Here is a 16,767-nt window from a genome sequence, read left to right as displayed (position 1 = left end):
GTAGGTCCGCAATTTTTTGCGGTGCTAACAATCATGAAGTGGGTGAAACGGGAAAAGTACGCTGTTCGCGCCCCGATACCGCTCTCTTTCAGCATCGGTCCCGGGCACAGGCCCGAAGCAAGTCTATCACAAAGCGAACATTATGCCAACTTACGGTATTTTCTGCAATTTCGCCACACTCCAGTTAATTTAGATTTTCCAATAAGATAGCCTGACCCTGTCCGACCCCAACACAGAGACTGGCGACACCCCAACGGGTACCGGCGTCCCGCATAGAGCGTGCAAGGGTGCCTAATATGCGCGCCCCGGATATCCCCAGAGGGTGGCCGATGGCAATGGCTCCGCCCTTGGGGTTAACACGGTCTATGTGCGGATCCAGTTCCGCCACCACGGTTGTGACTTGCACGGCGAACGCCCTCGTTGATCTCCCCATAGGCCGATTTCTTGAAGCGTGTCAGGCCCGTGCGGGAGAGCAGCTGACAGCATTGACGGGCCGATGCCCATGATGCGCGGATCAACCCGGCGGACGCCGTTCCCGCGGATACGGGCCAGCGGCTTGGAGGTTGTGTTTCGACAAACTGCTCGGAGCAGATTAAGAGGCCGGGCGGCGCCGTCGTTCAAACTCGATGAATTGCCCGCCGTGACTGTGCCGCCCTTGCGGAACGCGGGTTTCAGCGAGGCCAGTTTTTTTCCAGCGTGGTATCACTGCGCGGCCCTTCGTCGCGGTCGAGCACGAGGGATCACCCTTCCTTTGCGGGATCCTCCACCGGAATAATTCCGTCCTTGAACAGACCGCGCTTCGTGTGCGGTGACGGCTTTCTGATGCGATTCGAGCGCGAATTGGTCCTGAAGTTCGCGCGCGATGTTCCACTTCTCGTAAATATTCTGGCCGTCTCGCCCATGCTCTCGAGTGGGAACAGCTCTTTGAGCGCGGGATTCGGGTAGCGCCAGCCGAGCGTTGTGTCCCAGGCCGTGAGATTACCGAAGGCGAAGCCGTTGTCGAGCTTGGCACGGAGAACGGTGCACGGGTCATGGACTCCACTCCCCTGCAATGTAGCAATGTCCTTCACCGGATGCAATGGCACGATAAGCGCATGCGCGCTTCCAGCCCCGATGCGCATAGACGGTTGATCGTCACGGCGGGTACGGATTTTTCAGTACCAGCGCGGCCATGTCGTCGGGCCGGACTGATTTCAGGATTCCATTGTGTTTGCCAACCGGCGTGCGGAGGGCGTCAACGAGATAGACTGGGGGCATGCGAAGAATTGAAATTAGAAATTTGCAATGAGAAAATGGAAGTCAGAAGTCGAATGCAGAAATTCTCGTCGTACTGACGGCCGGGGCTATCTGGGCAGCTTCGGCACGTCGTCGTTGAAGTGGACGACTTCTAAGAGATAGTCGTCCTTGTTCTTCAGGAAGTCGGCCATGCGACGGCGGCCGAGTTTCAGGCCGGATTTGACGGCGTCTTTGTCGAAGGTGCGCGCGCTGTCGGAGAATTGGCCCATCTCGGACTTGCTCGGGCCGATGACATAGGCGTCCACCAGCGAATAGCGCTCTTTGTAATCCTGGAACGCGGAAGCAATCTCAGGACTCGTGGATACGCAGGAACGGTTGAGTCGGCCGAGAATATCGTTGATTAACACAGCGCGCTCGTAGTCTTCGCGGTCCGTGTTGTCCACGAACAGCGTCAACGTCCGCTCAAGCACACTCACGACGCGCTCAAACGGCCCGGCATCGGGCGCGGGAAAGGCCGACGCACGCAGGATATGCAATTCAAGCGGCTGCGGCGACAGCATGCGCTCCGCGCGGGCTTTGCGCTGCTCGTTGAACTGTTTAAATACGCGGCGCAACGGCGTCACATCGGTCACGCCGCCGTCCACGAAATTGAAAATCGGCGGAAAGACAATCGGAATCGCCGCCGAGGCCATGACCGCATCCACCGCACTCATGCCGCGCGGCGGGGCATTCAGCGCCATCTCCGTAAACTCGCCAGTCTGCAACTGTACCGCGCCGACGCAGACATTGTCGGGCCATTTCTTGTGGCCGAGGTGTTTGTGCAGCAGTTTGCGCAGCGGCGAGGTATCGTAGACCGAGGCCTGCTTGCGCAGCATGGCCACCGCCAAGTCGCCGTGAAGGTTCTTTCCCAACAGCTTTCGCACGCTGACGGTCAGCGCACCGGTAGCCGCATGAGGAATGTAGACCGAGGCGTTGGCCGAGATTTCCGACTCCCACAGCGTCGCCAGCCGCGCGGCGTTGGGTGCCTGCGCGATCTTACTGGTTTCCAAAGAGCCATCGGAGGTGCCGAAGAGCTGCGCGACATTCAATCCGCCCACGGAGACGCCGTACCCGCCGTCGTAAGGCTGGCCGCCGCGCTCAAAGTACTCGGCGAGCATCCCGGCCTGATAGGAGCCGTAGGCACCGCCGCCCTGCATGGCGAGTAGGAGATAGGGGTTCATGGGGGGGGGGGATATGAAGTCAGGGTCAGACTTCAGCGCGAGGCGTCTAAAGCGAACGTCAGGGGATTTCCGGGTCGCCGTCGGGGGAGGCGGTACATGTCGGGGCCGGCCTCAACCAAATGCGGATAGGGTTTGTAACAGAGTAGCGGATACTCTTCAAAATTTTGTACCGCGAGCCCGGCGCGCTTCAAACTGCGAAAGACATCGGCGAGACTCCACTGCCACTCGCGCGTCTGCGCCTGCGGCACGTAGCTGTTGTCCGCGTAGTCGGGCATCGGCGGCAGTTCCAGACCGTCGGCACAGTGGAAGTACCCGTATTTCACAGTGAATTTTCCATCCTCCCAATCGAGCATCATGAGCGTCGGGTGAATTTCAACGATCACGAAGCGACCGCCAGGTTTGAGGAGTTTGGCGACGACTTCACCCCAACGGTATAGGTCGGATAGCCAGCCGAGGACGCCGTAGCTGGTGAAGATGATGTCGAATTGCTCGTGCAGAACATTGTCGAGCAGCAGGACATCGCTCTCGATAAATGTCACGCGGTCGGCCAGCCCGGCTTTCTGCGCCAAGTCGCGGGCCGTGGCAAGAGCGACCGGTGAAAAGTCCACGCCGACGACGGCCGCCGCACCCGGCGGGCCAGCTCAATCGTGGATTTCCCAAAGTGGCACTGCAAATGGAGCACGCGCCGACCTGCAACCTCCCCAGCCAGTCCGACTCCAATCGGTCAAGCGCGGGTTTTCCGGCCAGAAAGCCCGCCACGTCGTACATTTCGCTGCGGGCGTGAACCGAGTCACTTCATCCCACCATTGGCGGTTTTGGGCATGCCCGGGGTGCGCTAATGGCGGCGCGGTTGTGAGGTCTAAGTTATTGGAAGTTGTCATTTTATTCTGGTCGAGAGCTTGAGAATGTAAGGTTTTTCCGGCAGGTTTGCAAGGCAGGGCGCGGGGCAAAAAGTTGAAATACTGCCGTAATTTGTGTATTTTCTGGTCCTGGAGGGCGGGAGAGTTATTCTAACTTTGAAAGGCAGACATGTTCGATCCTCGTCACAAGAAATTGGCCGATGTGCTGGTCAAGCACTCGACCCGCGTTAAGCCCGGCGACAAGGTCCTCGTCGAGTGCTCCGACACACCGCCGGAATTCGTGTCGGTGCTGGTGCAGACCATCTGCGACGCGGGCGGTTTGCCCGTGCTGGAATATAAGCATCAATCGGTCATGCGGACCCTGATGCGCAACGCCACTGAAGAGCGCATGAAGCTCATCGCTGACGCGGAGCTCTACCGCATGAAGCAGATGGATTGCTACATCGCTGTGCGGGGTATTTTCAACTCCAAAGAGTTGATTGACGTTCCCGGCGATCAGATGTCGCTCTATGAGAAGCATTGGCTCAAGCCCGTGCATCTCAAACAACGCGTTGAGAACACGCGCTGGGTAATTCTGAAATACCCGTCGCCGCAGATGGCGCAGATGGCGCGCATGAGCCACGAGGCCTTCGAAGACTTCTTCTACCGCGTCTGCTGTGACGTGGATTGGAAAAAGGCCAGCGACGCGATGGTTCCGGCCAAGGCCTTCATGGAAAAGACCGACAAGGTCCACATCAAGGGCCCGGGCACGGACTTGCAGTTCTCGATCAAAGGTATTCCGGCGGTGCCGTGCGGCGGAAATTTCAATATTCCCGATCTGGAGATCTTCACCGCGCCGGTGCGCACCTCGGTCAATGGCAAGATCAGCTACAATTCGCCCTCGACCTACCGCGGATTCACATTCGAAAATGTCGTGCTGGAGTTTAAGGACGGCAAGATCGTCAATGCCACCTCGAACGACACCAAGCGCATTAATGAGATCTTCGACACCGATGAAGGCTCGCGCTACGTCGGCGAGTTCGCGCTGGGTTTCCATCCGTATGTGCTCGAACCGATGGACGATATTCTCTTTGATGAGAAGATCGCCGGTTCGTTCCACTTCACGCCGGGCCAGGCCTACGAAAAGGAAGCTGACAACGGCAACCGCAGCCAGATTCACTGGGACCTCGTGTGTATGCAGCGCCCCGAGAAGGGCGGCGGCGAGATTTGGTTCGACGGTCAGTTGATTCGCAAGGACGGCAAGTTCGTGCATGAAGCGTTCCTGGCGATGAATCCGGAGAATTTGGTTAAGTAAGGGAAGGCCCCTTCTGGTTCCCCAATGAAGAGGGGAAAGCCGTAAACAGCAAGCCCCGCGAGAAATCGCGGGGCTTGTGCGTGTTGGAAAGCGGTGGAGATTAGCGGCTGTGCAGGATAAAGGCGATCTCTCGGCCGTGGCCTTGGGATAGCGCGAGTTTGATCCAGAGATAGGCCAGCGATTCGAGGTGGTGGGCCATGTTCAGCGGACCGGCGTCCACCGGAGCGAAGCCCAGCTCTTCGGCGAGCAGTTTGACCGAGGCTTTGGCCACCGCATCGCTGCCGCACAGGAGCATCGTGGCATCGTGCGCGCCATATTGCGGCTGGATCATGTTGTTGTAGCCGGTCGTGTTGAAGCACTTGATCACATGCGCGTGCGGCTGCAGCTTCTGTAATTCCTCGGCACCAGACGAGCCGGGCGGAGCAGATAGCCCGGTAAGGCCCGGCGCGAGCGGATTTGTGGCGTCCACGATGACCTTCTCGGACAGCGGCCCGGCGGTGCGCAGCAGCTCGAGCGCGGCTTCGTAGGGCAGGGCCAGGACGATCAGCTCGCCCCAATCGAGTGCAACGTCCAACGCGGCGATGCGAATTGTCTTGCGCTCCGACGGGACGGGCGGCTCGTGCTGATCCGGCCGCCGCACTCCGAACATCACCTCGTGCGCGCCGTCGTTCCAACGCTGGCCGAGGGCGTTGGCCACATTTCCTTTGCCGATAATGGCGATCTTCAAGGCGATCCTCCGTTCACTTTGTTCCCACTGCGGCGTTGAGGGCAACGCACTGCGGATGTCACGCACATCGGAGCTCTACTTCAAATACAGAACTTTTTTCGTCTCGCCGTAGTAGCGATCCTGCGCCCGAAGGAAATACACCCCTGCGCCAAGTCCGGCGGGCGCGTTAAAGGAGAAGTTGCCGGGCAACGTACGGCCCGCATGCAGGAGTGCTACCTCGCGACCAAGCAGATCAAACAGACGAATCTCAAAACCCGCGCCGGCCATGCCCTGCAGTTCAACGTGGAATTGGGAATTGAACGGATTCGGGTAGACGTTCGCAATGTACCACGTAGAGGGCACCGGCCAATGCCAGTCATCTGCGGCGTTAGGCAGGATGGTCGTGTCGGGAATGTCCTCTTCGCTTTCCAGCCACGGATCGAACCTTGTTCGGGAATCGGCTGTGTCCCCTTGGCCCTGCGGGTTTCTAAGCGTTTCGAAGGGGCCGCTTGTGCTGCCCCAATAGTTGTTTAACGCGTACCCCGTCGAGTCGGACCATGGTGAGGTGTAGACGGCCACACCTTGATTACCAATGAAGGCGTTGTACTCGATCACGCCGGGGAACACCTGCGAGAGCGCCACAGTCTTGCTGCCGCCATCCACCTCTGGTGTGCTGCTGTTGTTGACAAAGTAGTTTCGCCACACGCGGCGATACTGTGGATGTCCGGCATTTGAAATGCCGACACAGGCGAAGTCATATCCTTGGTTCGAGTCGAAGTAGTTTTCCTCAACGACGCATCGGGACGGAATAAGGTCCAAGACGATCAAACCCTGCATCCCATAGTTGGGAATGGGGACATTATTCTCAAACCAATTGCGAGTCAGCGTGGCGCGCGCCATGCCGGAATGCTCCCAGCCGCGAAACATTCCGAAACCGATTTCATTGTCCGCGAACACGCACGAATCCAGAACAAATGTGTTGGCGGCACTTCCCGTTGACGAGTAGAGTTGAATGAGACGGTTATTGGTGAACGCGCAGCCGAAAATGCGAATTTCCCACGGACCGCTGCCGCCCAACGCGTGATCAATGAAGGCGCAGGCCTGGCCACCGTGACCGACATCATGGATCCGGCAGTCGCGGAGCTCGAGTTCGCCGCTGGATGCGCCGATCGAACTCCGGCTGCCCCAACCGCTGAACTCTCCGCCGTGAAAGCCAAAGTCACAGGAGTCAAAAACGACGTCGCTGCGGATCGAGCACAGATTGCGGCCATTGTCGGGTGAGTCATTGTCAAGAAACTCACAGCGATCAACCTTTAGGGAGCAGTTCTCGGCGTAGATCGCGCCGCCGTAAAATCCGCGGTTTGTGCTGAAAATGCAATCCCGCAATTCGACGTTGCGGCGTTGAACGAATAGGCCACCGCCTCTTTCCGTGACATTATCTTCCGTCGCCCGGCCAAGAGTAACGGTCAGGCCCACGATGGTCAAAGATGTGTCACGCGAAGCCGCCGAGTCCGCTGTCAGGCAACGCCGCTCGGGATCCTCTGCGCCGGGCTGGATGACCGTGGTCGAAATGAGTGCTGTGTCGGCGGTGAATACGTACTCACTTCCGAGTGTTATATGGATCGGCGGAATGACGAACGAACCGTTGTAAGTGCCCGGTCGGCAGATCACTGTATCGCCCGATGACGCAGCGTCGAGCGCCGCTTGCAGATCGGGAAAATCATCCGGGACATAGCGGACCGTAGCCTGTGCAGCGCACGCAGAGGCAAGCATGATTATGAGCAGGGCCTTGCGCATCTCAGTTTGCTCCTTCACACGGGGGGCCGCATTCGTGCTCGGCGGGCGAGAAGAAATTCACCTGTCCCTGGCCGGACAGTTCAGCAATGCCGATGCAGGGTTCAATAGCGACTCGGCAGCGAATCAGCTTGCCCGCCGGGAGCGGATTGACCGAGGAGAAGATGATGGTACTCGAGCAGCCGCATCTGAGGCGTTGGGAGTTCAGCAAAACTCCCGTCGTGCCATCCTCAATCTCGACGTAGACCTGTGCAATATCCTGCACATCATTTGACACGTAAATCGCGTCTGTGTCGAAAGGTAAAGCAAACTCGCGCACTGTTAGCTTGCCGTCACCGGCCTGATCCGTCACCCACATACACCAACTATCGCCGCAGTGCCCCGAGGTTGCCAGCAGGAGTACCAAGGCGACTCGCGCAATGCCGATCCTGTGCATAGCTTTGCTCCCCCGTTTAAGCTAAAGAAAAGTTAACATTCAAGTTACGAATTCAGTTGCGGTGACCAGTTGCTTGTCTCACCCCCATAACGTAAATTTCTACATTCCAAACTGACAATCAAGGGAGAAACGAATGGTATTTCTAATTCTTTTAGGTATCATTGCCGTGGTAGGGCTGTGGGTGATGGGGCTCTACAACGGGTTGGTCACGTTGCGTAATCAGGTCAAAGGGGCCTGGTCGCAGATTGACGTGCAGCTCAAGCGCCGCCACGACCTGATTCCCAATCTCGTTGAAGTGGTCAAGGACTACATGTCCTATGAGCAAGAGACGCTCGAGAAGGTAATCAAGGCACGCAATACCGCAGTGGCGGCCAGCGGTCCGGCGCAGGTATCCGCCGCTGAAAACCAGTTAACCGGGGCGCTGCGGCAGATGTTTGCGGTGTTTGAGAATTACCCGGACCTGAAGGCCAACCAGAACGTGATGAAGCTGCAGGAAGAGCTGACTTCGACGGAAAACAAGATCGCCTTTGCGCGGCAGTACTTCAACGATTCAGTGATGACCTATAACACGAAGCAGGAGCTGTTTCCAGCTAATCTGTTTGCGGCTACGCTGGGATTCAAGAAGGAAGAGTACTATCAGGTTCCCGAAGAAGAGAAGCAGAATGTGAAGGTTGACCTGCGGTGAGCGATTACCGCCGCGATTTTGCCGCTGAGATTCGCTCCAATAAGCGAAAATCGTTTCTGCTGTTTCTGGGACTGCCGATCCTGCTGGTTGGCATGTGCTGGGTGATTGGCGAACAGTACGGGCGCGGCGATCTTGGACTGTTGGGCGGCCTGGTCGTGGCCGTCGGCGGCATGGTCATCACGTACACACTCGGCGACGATATCATTCTGGGCTTCACCGGGGCGCGCGAAGCGACGTGGGAAAGTGATCAGATGCTCTTCAACGTGGTGGACGAGATGCGGATCGCCGCCGGGCTGCCGATGCCGCGCGTCTATGTGGTGGACTCATTCGCCCTCAACGCGTTCGCGACGGGGTGGTCGCCGGACAATGCGGCCGTGGCCGTTACACGCGGTCTCCTCGAGAAGCTCAATCGCGACGAGCTGCAGGGCGTGATTGCGCACGAAATGGGACACGTCGCGAATTTCGATATTCGCTACATGATGATTGTGGCAACAATGGTCGGCGCCATCGCCTTGATCGCGGACGGTTACCGGCGCACGCTGTGGTATGGCAGCGGTCGAGTGGGCCGGGCGTCAAGCAAAGACTCGGGCAAAGCGATCTTCGCGGTCATTGGTTTGGTGCTCGCGATCCTGGCCCCGCTGGCTGCCTACCTGATGCAGGCGACGATTTCGCGCAAACGGGAATATCTGGCCGATGCCACCAGCGCGCGGCTAACGCGCAATCCGCTCGGTTTGGCGGCGGCGCTTTCCAAGATCGAGCAATCGGTCAGTACCACGCCGCTGCCGTGGGTGAATCGTGCCACGATGCATCTTTTCATTATTCACCCGCTGCGATATATGGATGGCAGTCAGAGTGCCATGTTCTCGACGCATCCGCCGACCAAGGACCGGGTTTCGCGGTTGCAGGCCATGGCCAGTTTGCAGGAGGATGTCACCCAGGCCGCTGAGTGAGATTCGTCACATTTGAGCTGACGCAGACCCGCGACGTGGTCTTTCGCGTGTTCAATTTGCGCGGTCAGGAGGTGACACTGCTCAGCCTGGGAGCGCGCGCCGCCGGGCGGCATGACTTCGTGTGGCATGCCGACAACTTGGCATCCGGCGTGTACTTCGGACAGCTCGAAGCCGGCGACTACAGAATGTTGCAAAAGCTCGTCCTATTGAAGTGAACGACCCGGAAATTCCGGGATAGAGGCAAAGCGGCCCCGACGATATTCGTCGGGGCCGCTTGCGTCTGAGGCGGATTAGCCTGTTTTCTTCCCGGTCCTTATTCTGCAGTCGGCATGAAGCCGTTTTCGTGCGCGTGGCAGGTCAGGCAGTTGCTGCCGACGTTGTGCTCGGCGCCGCTGCCGTCGCGGCGATAGTAGTCCGTCTGGTTATGGCAGATCTCGCAGATCCCGTCATAGTTGGGCGCCCCGTGGATGAAATCCGTGGCATGATTGAACAGCATGTGTTCGCTTTCGCCGACGGGATTTTCGTCGCGTATGTAGTAGCGCGCGTACTGTTCGCCGTGATAGTGCGGATTGTGACAGATCGAACAGCTGAGCGTATCGGATCCCAAGTGCGTTTGAATCGCCATCGCAAAGCCGGTCTCAACGTGACAGCTTTTGCAGATGTGATCGCTGCGCCACCAAGCGGGCATGGGTTCCGGATAGTCGAGGCTGCGGAAGTGGCAACTATGACAATCCACGCCATGCGTGCCATGATGCGGCGCGTCGTGAGGTTGGTCAAGCGTCTCGCGGTAGTGCCAGTCGGCGCGCGAGTTGTCAGCCGTCCGATCAAAAGCGCGGTGCAGCGTCGGTTCCGACCAGACGCGGTAGTAGTACTGCGCGCCGGGAAGTTCGCTGACATCGTCGGTATAGAACGTGTCCGTGGTCGCGGCAATCTCATCAGTCCAGAGCGGCGGGAAATCATACTCAACGGAGCGTTCGATGCGATAACCCGAGGTGCCGGGCCGCGCGCGCCAATGGAGTTGCGCTGCATCGTCGGTCCACAAGATTGTCAGATCGAACGGTTGGCCCGCAGGTGGTGGTCCGCCGCCAATAATGGTATAGACATAAACACATCCGGTGGCCGGTGAGCTCACATACAGCCGCTCGCCGTCCACCGCCAGATCCACGCCGCCGCGCATGGCCAAGGGACCGAAGTTGGCTGAATATAGAAACGCTCCGCCGTTATCGTAGACGTGAACGAGGTCGGCGATCATCTCCAGAGACCAGATGCGGCCTGATGGATCAATGTCCAAACCGAACGGGCGGAAGTAGCTGCCCGGCAATAGAAACTCGTTGCGTTCGCTGCCCCAAGCGCGCAGAAACGCACCCCAGCGCTGAAGGCCTTGAGACGATAGTTGTTTTGGTCGGAGATAATCAGCTCGCCAGTGACCGGGTTGAAGTCCAATGCCACCGGCTCATCGAGGCGGGAGTTGATGTAGCCCCAGCCGGCAAAGCTGTAGACGGGTGCCCCGGTTGCGTCGAAAACTTTGATGCTGTCGTCATCATCGGCAACGAATACGCGGCCGTCGGACGCCCACTCCACATCGTGCGGATCAACGAAGTAATCGTCCACGAAGCCAAAGGTGACGAGTTCATCTCCTGAGGTCGTGTATTCGCGCACGCTGCGGCCCACAGAGATGAGCAGTGTTCCGTTTCCGGTGAGGGCGATTGCGCCCGGTTCGCCGTCGAGTTCAATCGCTTCGACAAGCGCATCGGTTCCGTCGTAAACGAAGATCTCGTGCGTCAGCGGCGACGTGACATAAAGGCGATGCTCATTGATGTCACAGACCAAGCGAGTGGAATTGCCGCCGGGACAGAGGGTGGCGTCCAACGTCAGTTCAAGTGCGCCGCACGGGACAACACAGGTCAGTGCGATCAGGCTTGAAACTCGCAAACAGAGCGAAAAGAGGCGATCAGTCCCCATAAAGACCATCCCTAATATATGTGCGGAAGCTGTGTATCAACTTCTCTATGGCAAGATAAGGTGATGATTGCCCAGAATCAAATCGCAAAGTTGTCCATACTTTTTAAATGTGTCGCTGTGTCACTTTCATTAAGATGCGTGAATTCACGGACTAACCTCCACCAAACAACGATGTTGTTGTGAATAATATCACAAAGAGAGGCATGACGCAAAGTTGACAAAATTAGTCTTAAACACAATTTCGAGTAGCGGCAGTGTGAAGGGTTTTTCGCACAGCGAGCGAGCGCGGAAAGAGTCGGCGGGACAGGCATCTCGTCATATACGAACGGCGCCTTGCGGCGCCGTTCGTACTTGAGAGCGTGGTGAAACACTCCCTAAACGGCAGCGAGCAGCGCGTCCAAACGTTCGAAGCTCTGAGCCCAGCCTTCGGCGGCCTGCATTGCGAGAATTTTGTCGCGGCCCGCGTTATCGTCGAATTTCGAAATTGAGATCATCTTCGTTCTTGATCCATGATCTTCAAGCAGCAAAGTCATGAGCGTGCTCGGCGGAGGTCCAGCGGGGCCCCAGAAGTCGCCTTCAACAACTTTGTCGAGCCAAACGATCTTTTCAATCGGAACAATCTCCTCGAAAATGAAAAGGCAGGGATATTCGCCGCCCATGCCGACCATGGTGATTTCCATTCTGCCGCCAACACGCAAATCCACCGTGCAGTCTTTATTCGTGAAATTATGCGGGCCCCACCAGTTTACCAGGTGCTCCACTTTCGTGAAGGCATCCCACACCATTTGGCGTGGCGCATCAAACATGCGCGTAAAGACAAGCTCGCGGTCTTTGACCTCGACCTGCATCTTCTCCAATGCCGTACTCATTTCGCTGCTCCCCTTTTCTTCAGTTTGCGCTCTGCTTCCAGCGCTTCGTTCTCTTTTATGCGTGACTTAACAATTGCCTTGACAAGCGTCACCGGCAGGGGCTTCGCGACCGTGAATTGAATGGTGCCTTTGGAAGTCTTGAAGTTCGCCAGCTTTTCTTTCAGCTCTTGCGTCACGAAAGCGCTGGCGCCGAAGAGACTCATGTGATTCTTAAACGCCGCATAGTGCACGAGGTTGCCGTGGTAGCAGACAGTGGGCATGCCGTAAGATATTTTCTCTTCGGCGTCCTTGGCAACAGAGAGGATCGTCGCACGCAGCTTTGCCAGGACAGCGCGTTGCTCCGGGGGCAGTGCGGCGAGATATTTGTCTACGTCGGCCTTCATGCACGAATCAGCAATTCGTCGAGGCGGGCAAAGCTCGGTTCCATACCATCGGCCATGCCGGTCTGCGCGGCGTTGTCGCGGGCCTGCTTGCTGATGTAGCTGATGGTCAGCGTCATCCGCGTGCGACCCTGCTCTTCGGTGAGCAGAAGATGGTTGATCGACTCGGGCCAAGGATCGCCCCAATTCTCCGTGGACACAAGTTTTTCAGGAGCGACGACTTCCTGGTGAACCCCGTGCATGCGCATTTCGGTGCCGTTGGAATTCTGCCAGACATATTCCCACGCGCCGCCGGGCCGCAGCTCGTTCTTGAGTACTTCCATGGTCCAACCGTCGGGACCGGTCATCCACTGCTCGAGGTGCGCAGCCTCGGTCCAACCTCTCCACACCAGGTCGCGCGGCGCATCGAAATAGCGCACAAAACGGATTTCTGTATCCGAGGGGAAACTCAATTCGAGTTTCTTCATTCCTGTTCTCCTTTAGCCTGCAGCATTTGCAGATACTGATCTAAACGGTCGAAGCGTTCTTCCCATTGCTGGCGGTATTGCTCGATCCAGTCCGAGGCCTCTTTCAAGGGCAACGCCTCGAGTCTGGCGGGCCGCCACTGGGCGTGCCGTGTGCGCGAGATGAGCCCGGCCTTTTCCAGCACCTTAAGGTGGCGGGTGACGGCCGGCGCGGTCATCTGAAAGGGCTTGGCAAGCTCGCTGACAGAGGTCTCACCAGCGGACAGGCGAGCCAGAATCGCTCGGCGAGTAGGATCGGAGAGTGCTGAAAATGTTTTACTTAGACGATCTTGCATGGCATTTTGATTAACATTTTGGTTAATTAACGTGATGGTAATATACAAAGCCCCTGACGGATTGTCAAGGGCTGCGGGAAAATCAACGATACGTAGCGGAGTCTATTCGATTGGATCAGGCCCAAATGGCCATAATCTGGCGCCGGGTGGTCGTGGTCTGCGGGCCGGGCAAAGACCGGCATTCAGGCCGTTTGCGCCACTTTTCAATGATCATGCCGGGCTGATCGAGTAGGTGTTCGTAATAGCCTTGAGCAGCGTGCGCGGGGTCTTTCTGGCAGTACCATTCGTATTTACGGAGTCGGTCGGAACGGTGCATATAGCCGAGGTGCTTAATGCGAATATCTATCTCCCCTCGATTCGCCGAACAGATTTGCCGGGACGCTCTCGCAATGCAAATTGCCGCCATGCCGCGACGATTTGAAGGCGAGTCGTTCCACCGCCTGCGCCGTCAAGGTGAACAGGCGATGGTGAAAGATGCGGGCCGTAGATGCCGTCGCTTCGATAGTGATCAAGGTCGTCCCACATGTAGAGGAACTGCACGTCGAGCGTCGAAACGTGAGCCGGACAGTGACGAATGGCATCGTAAATACGCGGTGCAGCGCCGTCTTCGAGGAGTTCATCACCATCCATGCACAATAGCCAATCGGGCCTGTGCCGCATGGCCATTTGCAGTAGGAGGTTCTTGTCGCGGGCTTCATCGAGCGAGGCGCCGGCCTGATAGGCGTACTCGATTACGGCCGGATGCGCCGCGCAAAGCGCGGGCGTGTTGTCGGTAGAACCGTCGTCGAGAATAACGACGCCGTCCGCGACCAGAGCAATTTGGTCGAGCACGTCGTTTAGCCAGCGCTCTTCGTTCTTGATGCGCATTTGGCAGATCATGCGGGGATAGTCGCGCGCTGTAGAATTGGAGCAGACTGCGAACAACTGCCTGTCATCGTCAATTCCGGTGGCAGTCACGTGTTCGAAGTAGTTGTTCAGAAGCCCGGCAAGTGCATCGCGGGTGAAGTGATGAACATGAGTGGGGTCATCGTAGAACCGCTCGCGCGGCGTAAAGATGAGGAGCGATCCGCCGGGTCTCACCGGTGCCGCAGCCGCAATCGAACAGGCGCTGACCAGTCACTCCATGGCGGCGTACCGCCTCGGTGACGGGATGATTGGTCCAAAAATCGAGGGTCAGCGCTTCAGGATAGTCCTGGGCGCGGCGATGGAACATCTCGTCATAAAGCTCGGCGGTGCTATGGCCGTCGGGCTGCGACCAAATCTCGCGCCGGAAACCGGGCCGAACCGACCCGGCATCCGGGCGAGGGAATTGAATAGCCATCGTGCGCTCGCGTCTTCATCGTGTGCAGTCGTTTTCATCATCATGCCAGATGGAAGAAGGCAAGCGGCGGGCCGGGATGCAGGTTATTGAAAGGTCAAAAGATAGAATAGTGCCCTGGTGGTGGGTTGAAGTCTCACAACGCGGTGGTTGCCGGAGCAGCGCCTACGGCCCAGATTTCCTGCCCTACCCCCGGCTTGACTTTAGTGCTCAAAATTCATATACTTGGGTTCATCTACGACTTTTTGGAAGTGCTTGTTTTTTCAAGGAGTCGAGGGGTGGATAGGAGTGCGGGGCCAGTGCCAATGCCCGCCACGACTTATCACATGCGCCCGTAGCTCAACTGGATAGAGCGTCTGGCTACGGACCAGAAGGTTTGGGGGTCGAATCCCCTACGGGCGTACCAATCCGAATGATGAAGGCGGAATGATGAAGGATGAATGGGGTGCCGGAATCCCGTTTCGGCGATGAATAGCATCCTAGAGTCCTTCGGGAAGCCGGATCACGAGCGGTGGATGGGTGCGGCGCTGGCAGAAGCCAAGCTGGCCGCTGACAAAGATGAAGTCCCCATCGGCTGTAATCGTGCATCACGGGATTGTGATCGGGCGGGGTCATAATCTCACGGAAAGTTTGCAGGACCCGACCGCACATGCGGAGATGATTGCCATAACGGCGGCGGCTGAAGCACTCGGCAGCCGCCGTTTATTGGATTGTACCCTCTACGTCACGCTTCGAGCCCTGCGCTATGTGCGCCGGAGCAATCGTGCTGGCGCGTATTCCTACGTCGTCTATGGGCACGAGTGACCCCAAGACGGGCGCGTGCGATACCCTCTACAGTCTGCTCTCAGATCCGCGGTTAAACCACCGTGCGCACCTCGTCCGCAACGTGCGTCAGCACGAATGCGCCGACCTACTCTCCTCCTTTTTCAGTAAGAAGCGCGACGAAAAGAGCTTGGCTACCCTGAGTCCTAATCAACTGGCGCAACTGCGCGCGCGGATGTTGCAACGCTCCGAAGCGGGGACGCCGGTGTGGCCGGTCGCCGTCCGCCCGTGTGCTGAGCTAAACGCGCTCGCCTTATTGATGGGGCACCTGCTGGGACGGTTGCCCAATGATGACGTGGCCCCATTGTGCCGACCGATCCTGGAGCGAGCAGCTTGCGGACGGCAGTTGGAACCACGATGTCGGCGACTCTGGAGATAGTGCAGGCGCTGTCGCAGACACAACGGCCGGAAGTTCGGCCTGCGCTCAACAAAGCGGTCGCCTGGTTGGAAGAGCATCCGCGCAAGCGCCGCTTGCGCGCGGAGACGCTGCTGTTATTGGGTTTCACGACCGCTGGGCGCGCCGCTGCGCTACCGGTCCTCGTCAAGCCGGTGTTGCACGCCGCGCTCGATTGAATTTGCGGCACGAAGCGCCCACGCGCAAGTTAGCGGCGCACGTGTTGCTCAACGAACCCGGAGCGGATCGCGCGCGTACCGCGAAACTGGTGCGGACGCAATTGGCCGACGGTTCGTGGAAGGCGACGTACGCGCGACGGCGTTGGCGCTGGCAGCGCTGCGGCAGGCCGGCCTGCCGGCAAGCGACGCGATTTTTTGAACGCGGCTACCGGTTCATGCGTGTGCTGCAACAGTGGGACGGCAACGATCTGATTCAATCAGGCTGCGATATCTCGACGATGCTGCATGCCGTGACCTTGCGCTCGCTGCTGTTGGCCGGCGGTGAATCGCAGGAGCTGGCCGGTTCAGCACTGGTGCTCTTGCAGCAGCAGGATCAATCGGGCGGCTGGAGCGTGGGCAGCGGACAGAGTGTGGATGTGATTACCACCGCGCAGGCGCTCGATGCTCTTGCGCTGTTCGGCGACGACCCACCTGATACACGTTGGGCACGCCGCCGCGCCGCTGAGTTTTTGTTGAGCGTGCAGCAAGCTGACGGCAGTTGGGCCGTATTGCCGAAGCCAATGGCGTGGCTGCGGCGCGGTCTGCGCGCGCCGGGCAGCCTTGATGCAACCAGTCTGGCGCTCCTGGCGCTGACGGAGTGCGGTGAATCGTTTGCGATCCGCGGATGCAGCGTGCGCGCAGTACATTCGCGCGCGGCAAATGGCGAACGGCCCTTTGCCGCGCCCTCCAGTTTGAAATCAAGAATTGGCTCGACGATGCTGGCGGCCGAAGCGTTGGACGCGCTTGGCGGACAACGGGCGTTGGTGGAACGAGCACTCGATTGGATTGCCGCGCAACAGCACGCGCTGGGCGGATTCGGAGAA

General features: G+C 58.2%; 20 protein-coding genes, 1 tRNA gene and 2 pseudogenes. 8 read left to right on the top strand and 15 right to left on the bottom strand.

Features of this window, described 5'->3' with window-relative positions; translation table 11 throughout:
* Positions 1-184: 184 nt before the first annotated feature.
* From IPH10_08080 to IPH10_08070, 3 genes and pseudogenes are all read right to left on the bottom strand, one after another.
* Positions 185-1,257 (bottom strand): annotated as a pseudogene (locus tag IPH10_08080) (thiolase family protein).
* A gap of 86 nt (positions 1,258-1,343) precedes the next feature.
* Positions 1,344-2,456 (bottom strand): patatin-like phospholipase family protein, encoded by a 1,113-nt coding sequence (locus IPH10_08075; GenBank protein MBK6910870.1) that lies wholly within the window; start codon positions 2,454-2,456, stop codon positions 1,344-1,346.
* Positions 2,457-2,488: 32 nt separating this feature from the next.
* On the bottom strand, positions 2,489-3,064 hold the full coding sequence (locus IPH10_08070) for a methyltransferase domain-containing protein (protein ID MBK6910869.1): 576 nt from the start codon (positions 3,062-3,064) through the stop codon (positions 2,489-2,491).
* Between the two features lie 421 nt (positions 3,065-3,485).
* Here IPH10_08070 and IPH10_08065 point away from each other — a divergent pair, with 421 nt between their 5' ends.
* Complete coding sequence (locus IPH10_08065) at positions 3,486-4,610, top strand: aminopeptidase (GenBank protein MBK6910868.1); 1,125 nt, start codon at positions 3,486-3,488, stop codon at positions 4,608-4,610.
* Between the two features lie 100 nt (positions 4,611-4,710).
* Here the strand turns inward: IPH10_08065 and IPH10_08060 are convergent, their stop codons facing one another.
* The 3 genes from IPH10_08060 to IPH10_08050 form a co-directional block, all read right to left on the bottom strand.
* Complete coding sequence (locus IPH10_08060; protein ID MBK6910867.1) at positions 4,711-5,337, bottom strand: NADPH-dependent F420 reductase; 627 nt, start codon at positions 5,335-5,337, stop codon at positions 4,711-4,713.
* 75 nt (positions 5,338-5,412) lie between these two features.
* Positions 5,413-7,113 carry a T9SS type A sorting domain-containing protein gene (locus IPH10_08055; GenBank protein ID MBK6910866.1) on the bottom strand — a complete coding sequence of 567 codons (1,701 nt, stop codon included), beginning with the start codon at positions 7,111-7,113 and terminating at the stop codon, positions 5,413-5,415.
* Position 7,114: 1 nt separating this feature from the next.
* Entirely contained in the window at positions 7,115-7,546 is a 432-nt protein-coding gene (locus IPH10_08050; protein MBK6910865.1) for a hypothetical protein, read from the bottom strand.
* A gap of 133 nt (positions 7,547-7,679) precedes the next feature.
* Here IPH10_08050 and IPH10_08045 point away from each other — a divergent pair, with 133 nt between their 5' ends.
* Genes IPH10_08045 through IPH10_08035 form a run of 3 tightly spaced genes read left to right on the top strand, consistent with a single transcriptional unit; the run spans position 7,680 to position 9,396 of the window.
* Positions 7,680-8,231, top strand: coding sequence for a LemA family protein (locus IPH10_08045; protein MBK6910864.1), 552 nt, complete (start codon positions 7,680-7,682; stop codon positions 8,229-8,231).
* The gene (locus IPH10_08040; protein ID MBK6910863.1) at positions 8,228-9,181 is read left to right on the top strand and encodes a M48 family metallopeptidase; all 954 of its coding nucleotides are present in this window, start codon (positions 8,228-8,230) and stop codon (positions 9,179-9,181) included. The genes IPH10_08045 and IPH10_08040 overlap by 4 nt, the downstream gene beginning before the upstream one ends.
* Positions 9,178-9,396: a hypothetical protein gene (locus IPH10_08035; GenBank protein ID MBK6910862.1), complete on the top strand. Its 219-nt coding sequence runs from the start codon at positions 9,178-9,180 to the stop codon at positions 9,394-9,396. Before IPH10_08040 ends, IPH10_08035 begins: the two co-directional genes overlap by 4 nt.
* Positions 9,397-9,494: 98 nt before the next feature.
* Here IPH10_08035 and IPH10_08030 read toward each other — a convergent pair whose 3' ends face one another.
* The 9 genes from IPH10_08030 to IPH10_07990 all read right to left on the bottom strand — a co-directional run bounded on the left by IPH10_08030 (position 9,495) and on the right by IPH10_07990 (position 14,512).
* On the bottom strand, positions 9,495-10,502 hold the full coding sequence (locus IPH10_08030; protein MBK6910861.1) for a hypothetical protein: 1,008 nt from the start codon (positions 10,500-10,502) through the stop codon (positions 9,495-9,497).
* A complete protein-coding gene (locus IPH10_08025; GenBank protein MBK6910860.1) occupies positions 10,430-11,143 on the bottom strand; it encodes a hypothetical protein in 714 nt (237 codons plus the stop codon). Before IPH10_08025 ends, IPH10_08030 begins: the two co-directional genes overlap by 73 nt.
* 374 nt (positions 11,144-11,517) lie before the next feature.
* Entirely contained in the window at positions 11,518-12,012 is a 495-nt protein-coding gene (locus IPH10_08020; GenBank protein ID MBK6910859.1) for an SRPBCC domain-containing protein, read from the bottom strand.
* On the bottom strand, positions 12,009-12,395 hold the full coding sequence (locus IPH10_08015; protein ID MBK6910858.1) for a DUF1801 domain-containing protein: 387 nt from the start codon (positions 12,393-12,395) through the stop codon (positions 12,009-12,011). Before IPH10_08015 ends, IPH10_08020 begins: the two co-directional genes overlap by 4 nt.
* Entirely contained in the window at positions 12,392-12,859 is a 468-nt protein-coding gene (locus tag IPH10_08010; GenBank protein ID MBK6910857.1) for an SRPBCC family protein, read from the bottom strand. Before IPH10_08010 ends, IPH10_08015 begins: the two co-directional genes overlap by 4 nt.
* Positions 12,856-13,191 (bottom strand): winged helix-turn-helix transcriptional regulator, encoded by a 336-nt coding sequence (locus IPH10_08005; protein ID MBK6910856.1) that lies wholly within the window; start codon positions 13,189-13,191, stop codon positions 12,856-12,858. The genes IPH10_08010 and IPH10_08005 overlap by 4 nt, the downstream gene beginning before the upstream one ends.
* Before the next feature lie 115 nt (positions 13,192-13,306).
* Positions 13,307-13,507 (bottom strand): hypothetical protein, encoded by a 201-nt coding sequence (locus IPH10_08000; GenBank protein MBK6910855.1) that lies wholly within the window; start codon positions 13,505-13,507, stop codon positions 13,307-13,309.
* 26 nt (positions 13,508-13,533) lie between these two features.
* Positions 13,534-14,271 carry a glycosyltransferase family 2 protein gene (locus IPH10_07995; protein MBK6910854.1) on the bottom strand — a complete coding sequence of 246 codons (738 nt, stop codon included), beginning with the start codon at positions 14,269-14,271 and terminating at the stop codon, positions 13,534-13,536.
* A complete protein-coding gene (locus tag IPH10_07990; protein MBK6910853.1) occupies positions 14,216-14,512 on the bottom strand; it encodes a hypothetical protein in 297 nt (98 codons plus the stop codon). The genes IPH10_07995 and IPH10_07990 overlap by 56 nt, the downstream gene beginning before the upstream one ends.
* A gap of 325 nt (positions 14,513-14,837) precedes the next feature.
* Here IPH10_07990 and IPH10_07985 point away from each other — a divergent pair.
* The 4 genes and pseudogenes from IPH10_07985 to IPH10_07970 all read left to right on the top strand — a co-directional run.
* Positions 14,838-14,915: transfer RNA gene (locus IPH10_07985), tRNA-Arg, on the top strand.
* Between the two features lie 61 nt (positions 14,916-14,976).
* Positions 14,977-15,710: pseudogene (locus tag IPH10_07980) on the top strand (nucleoside deaminase).
* On the top strand, positions 15,689-15,904 hold the full coding sequence (locus tag IPH10_07975) for a hypothetical protein (protein ID MBK6910852.1): 216 nt from the start codon (positions 15,689-15,691) through the stop codon (positions 15,902-15,904). The pseudogene IPH10_07980 and the gene IPH10_07975 overlap by 22 nt, the downstream one beginning before the upstream one ends.
* The coding region (locus IPH10_07970) for a terpene cyclase/mutase family protein (GenBank protein ID MBK6910851.1) at positions 15,901-16,767 on the top strand (867 nt) is incomplete at its 3' end. The genes IPH10_07975 and IPH10_07970, both read left to right, overlap by 4 nt.

This window comes from bacterium (genome assembly GCA_016702305.1).
Lineage (GTDB): Bacteria > Electryoneota > RPQS01 > RPQS01 > RPQS01 > JABWCQ01.
The sequence above is the reverse complement of the archived record's forward strand: the minus strand, read 5'-3'. Positions and strand labels throughout refer to the sequence as shown.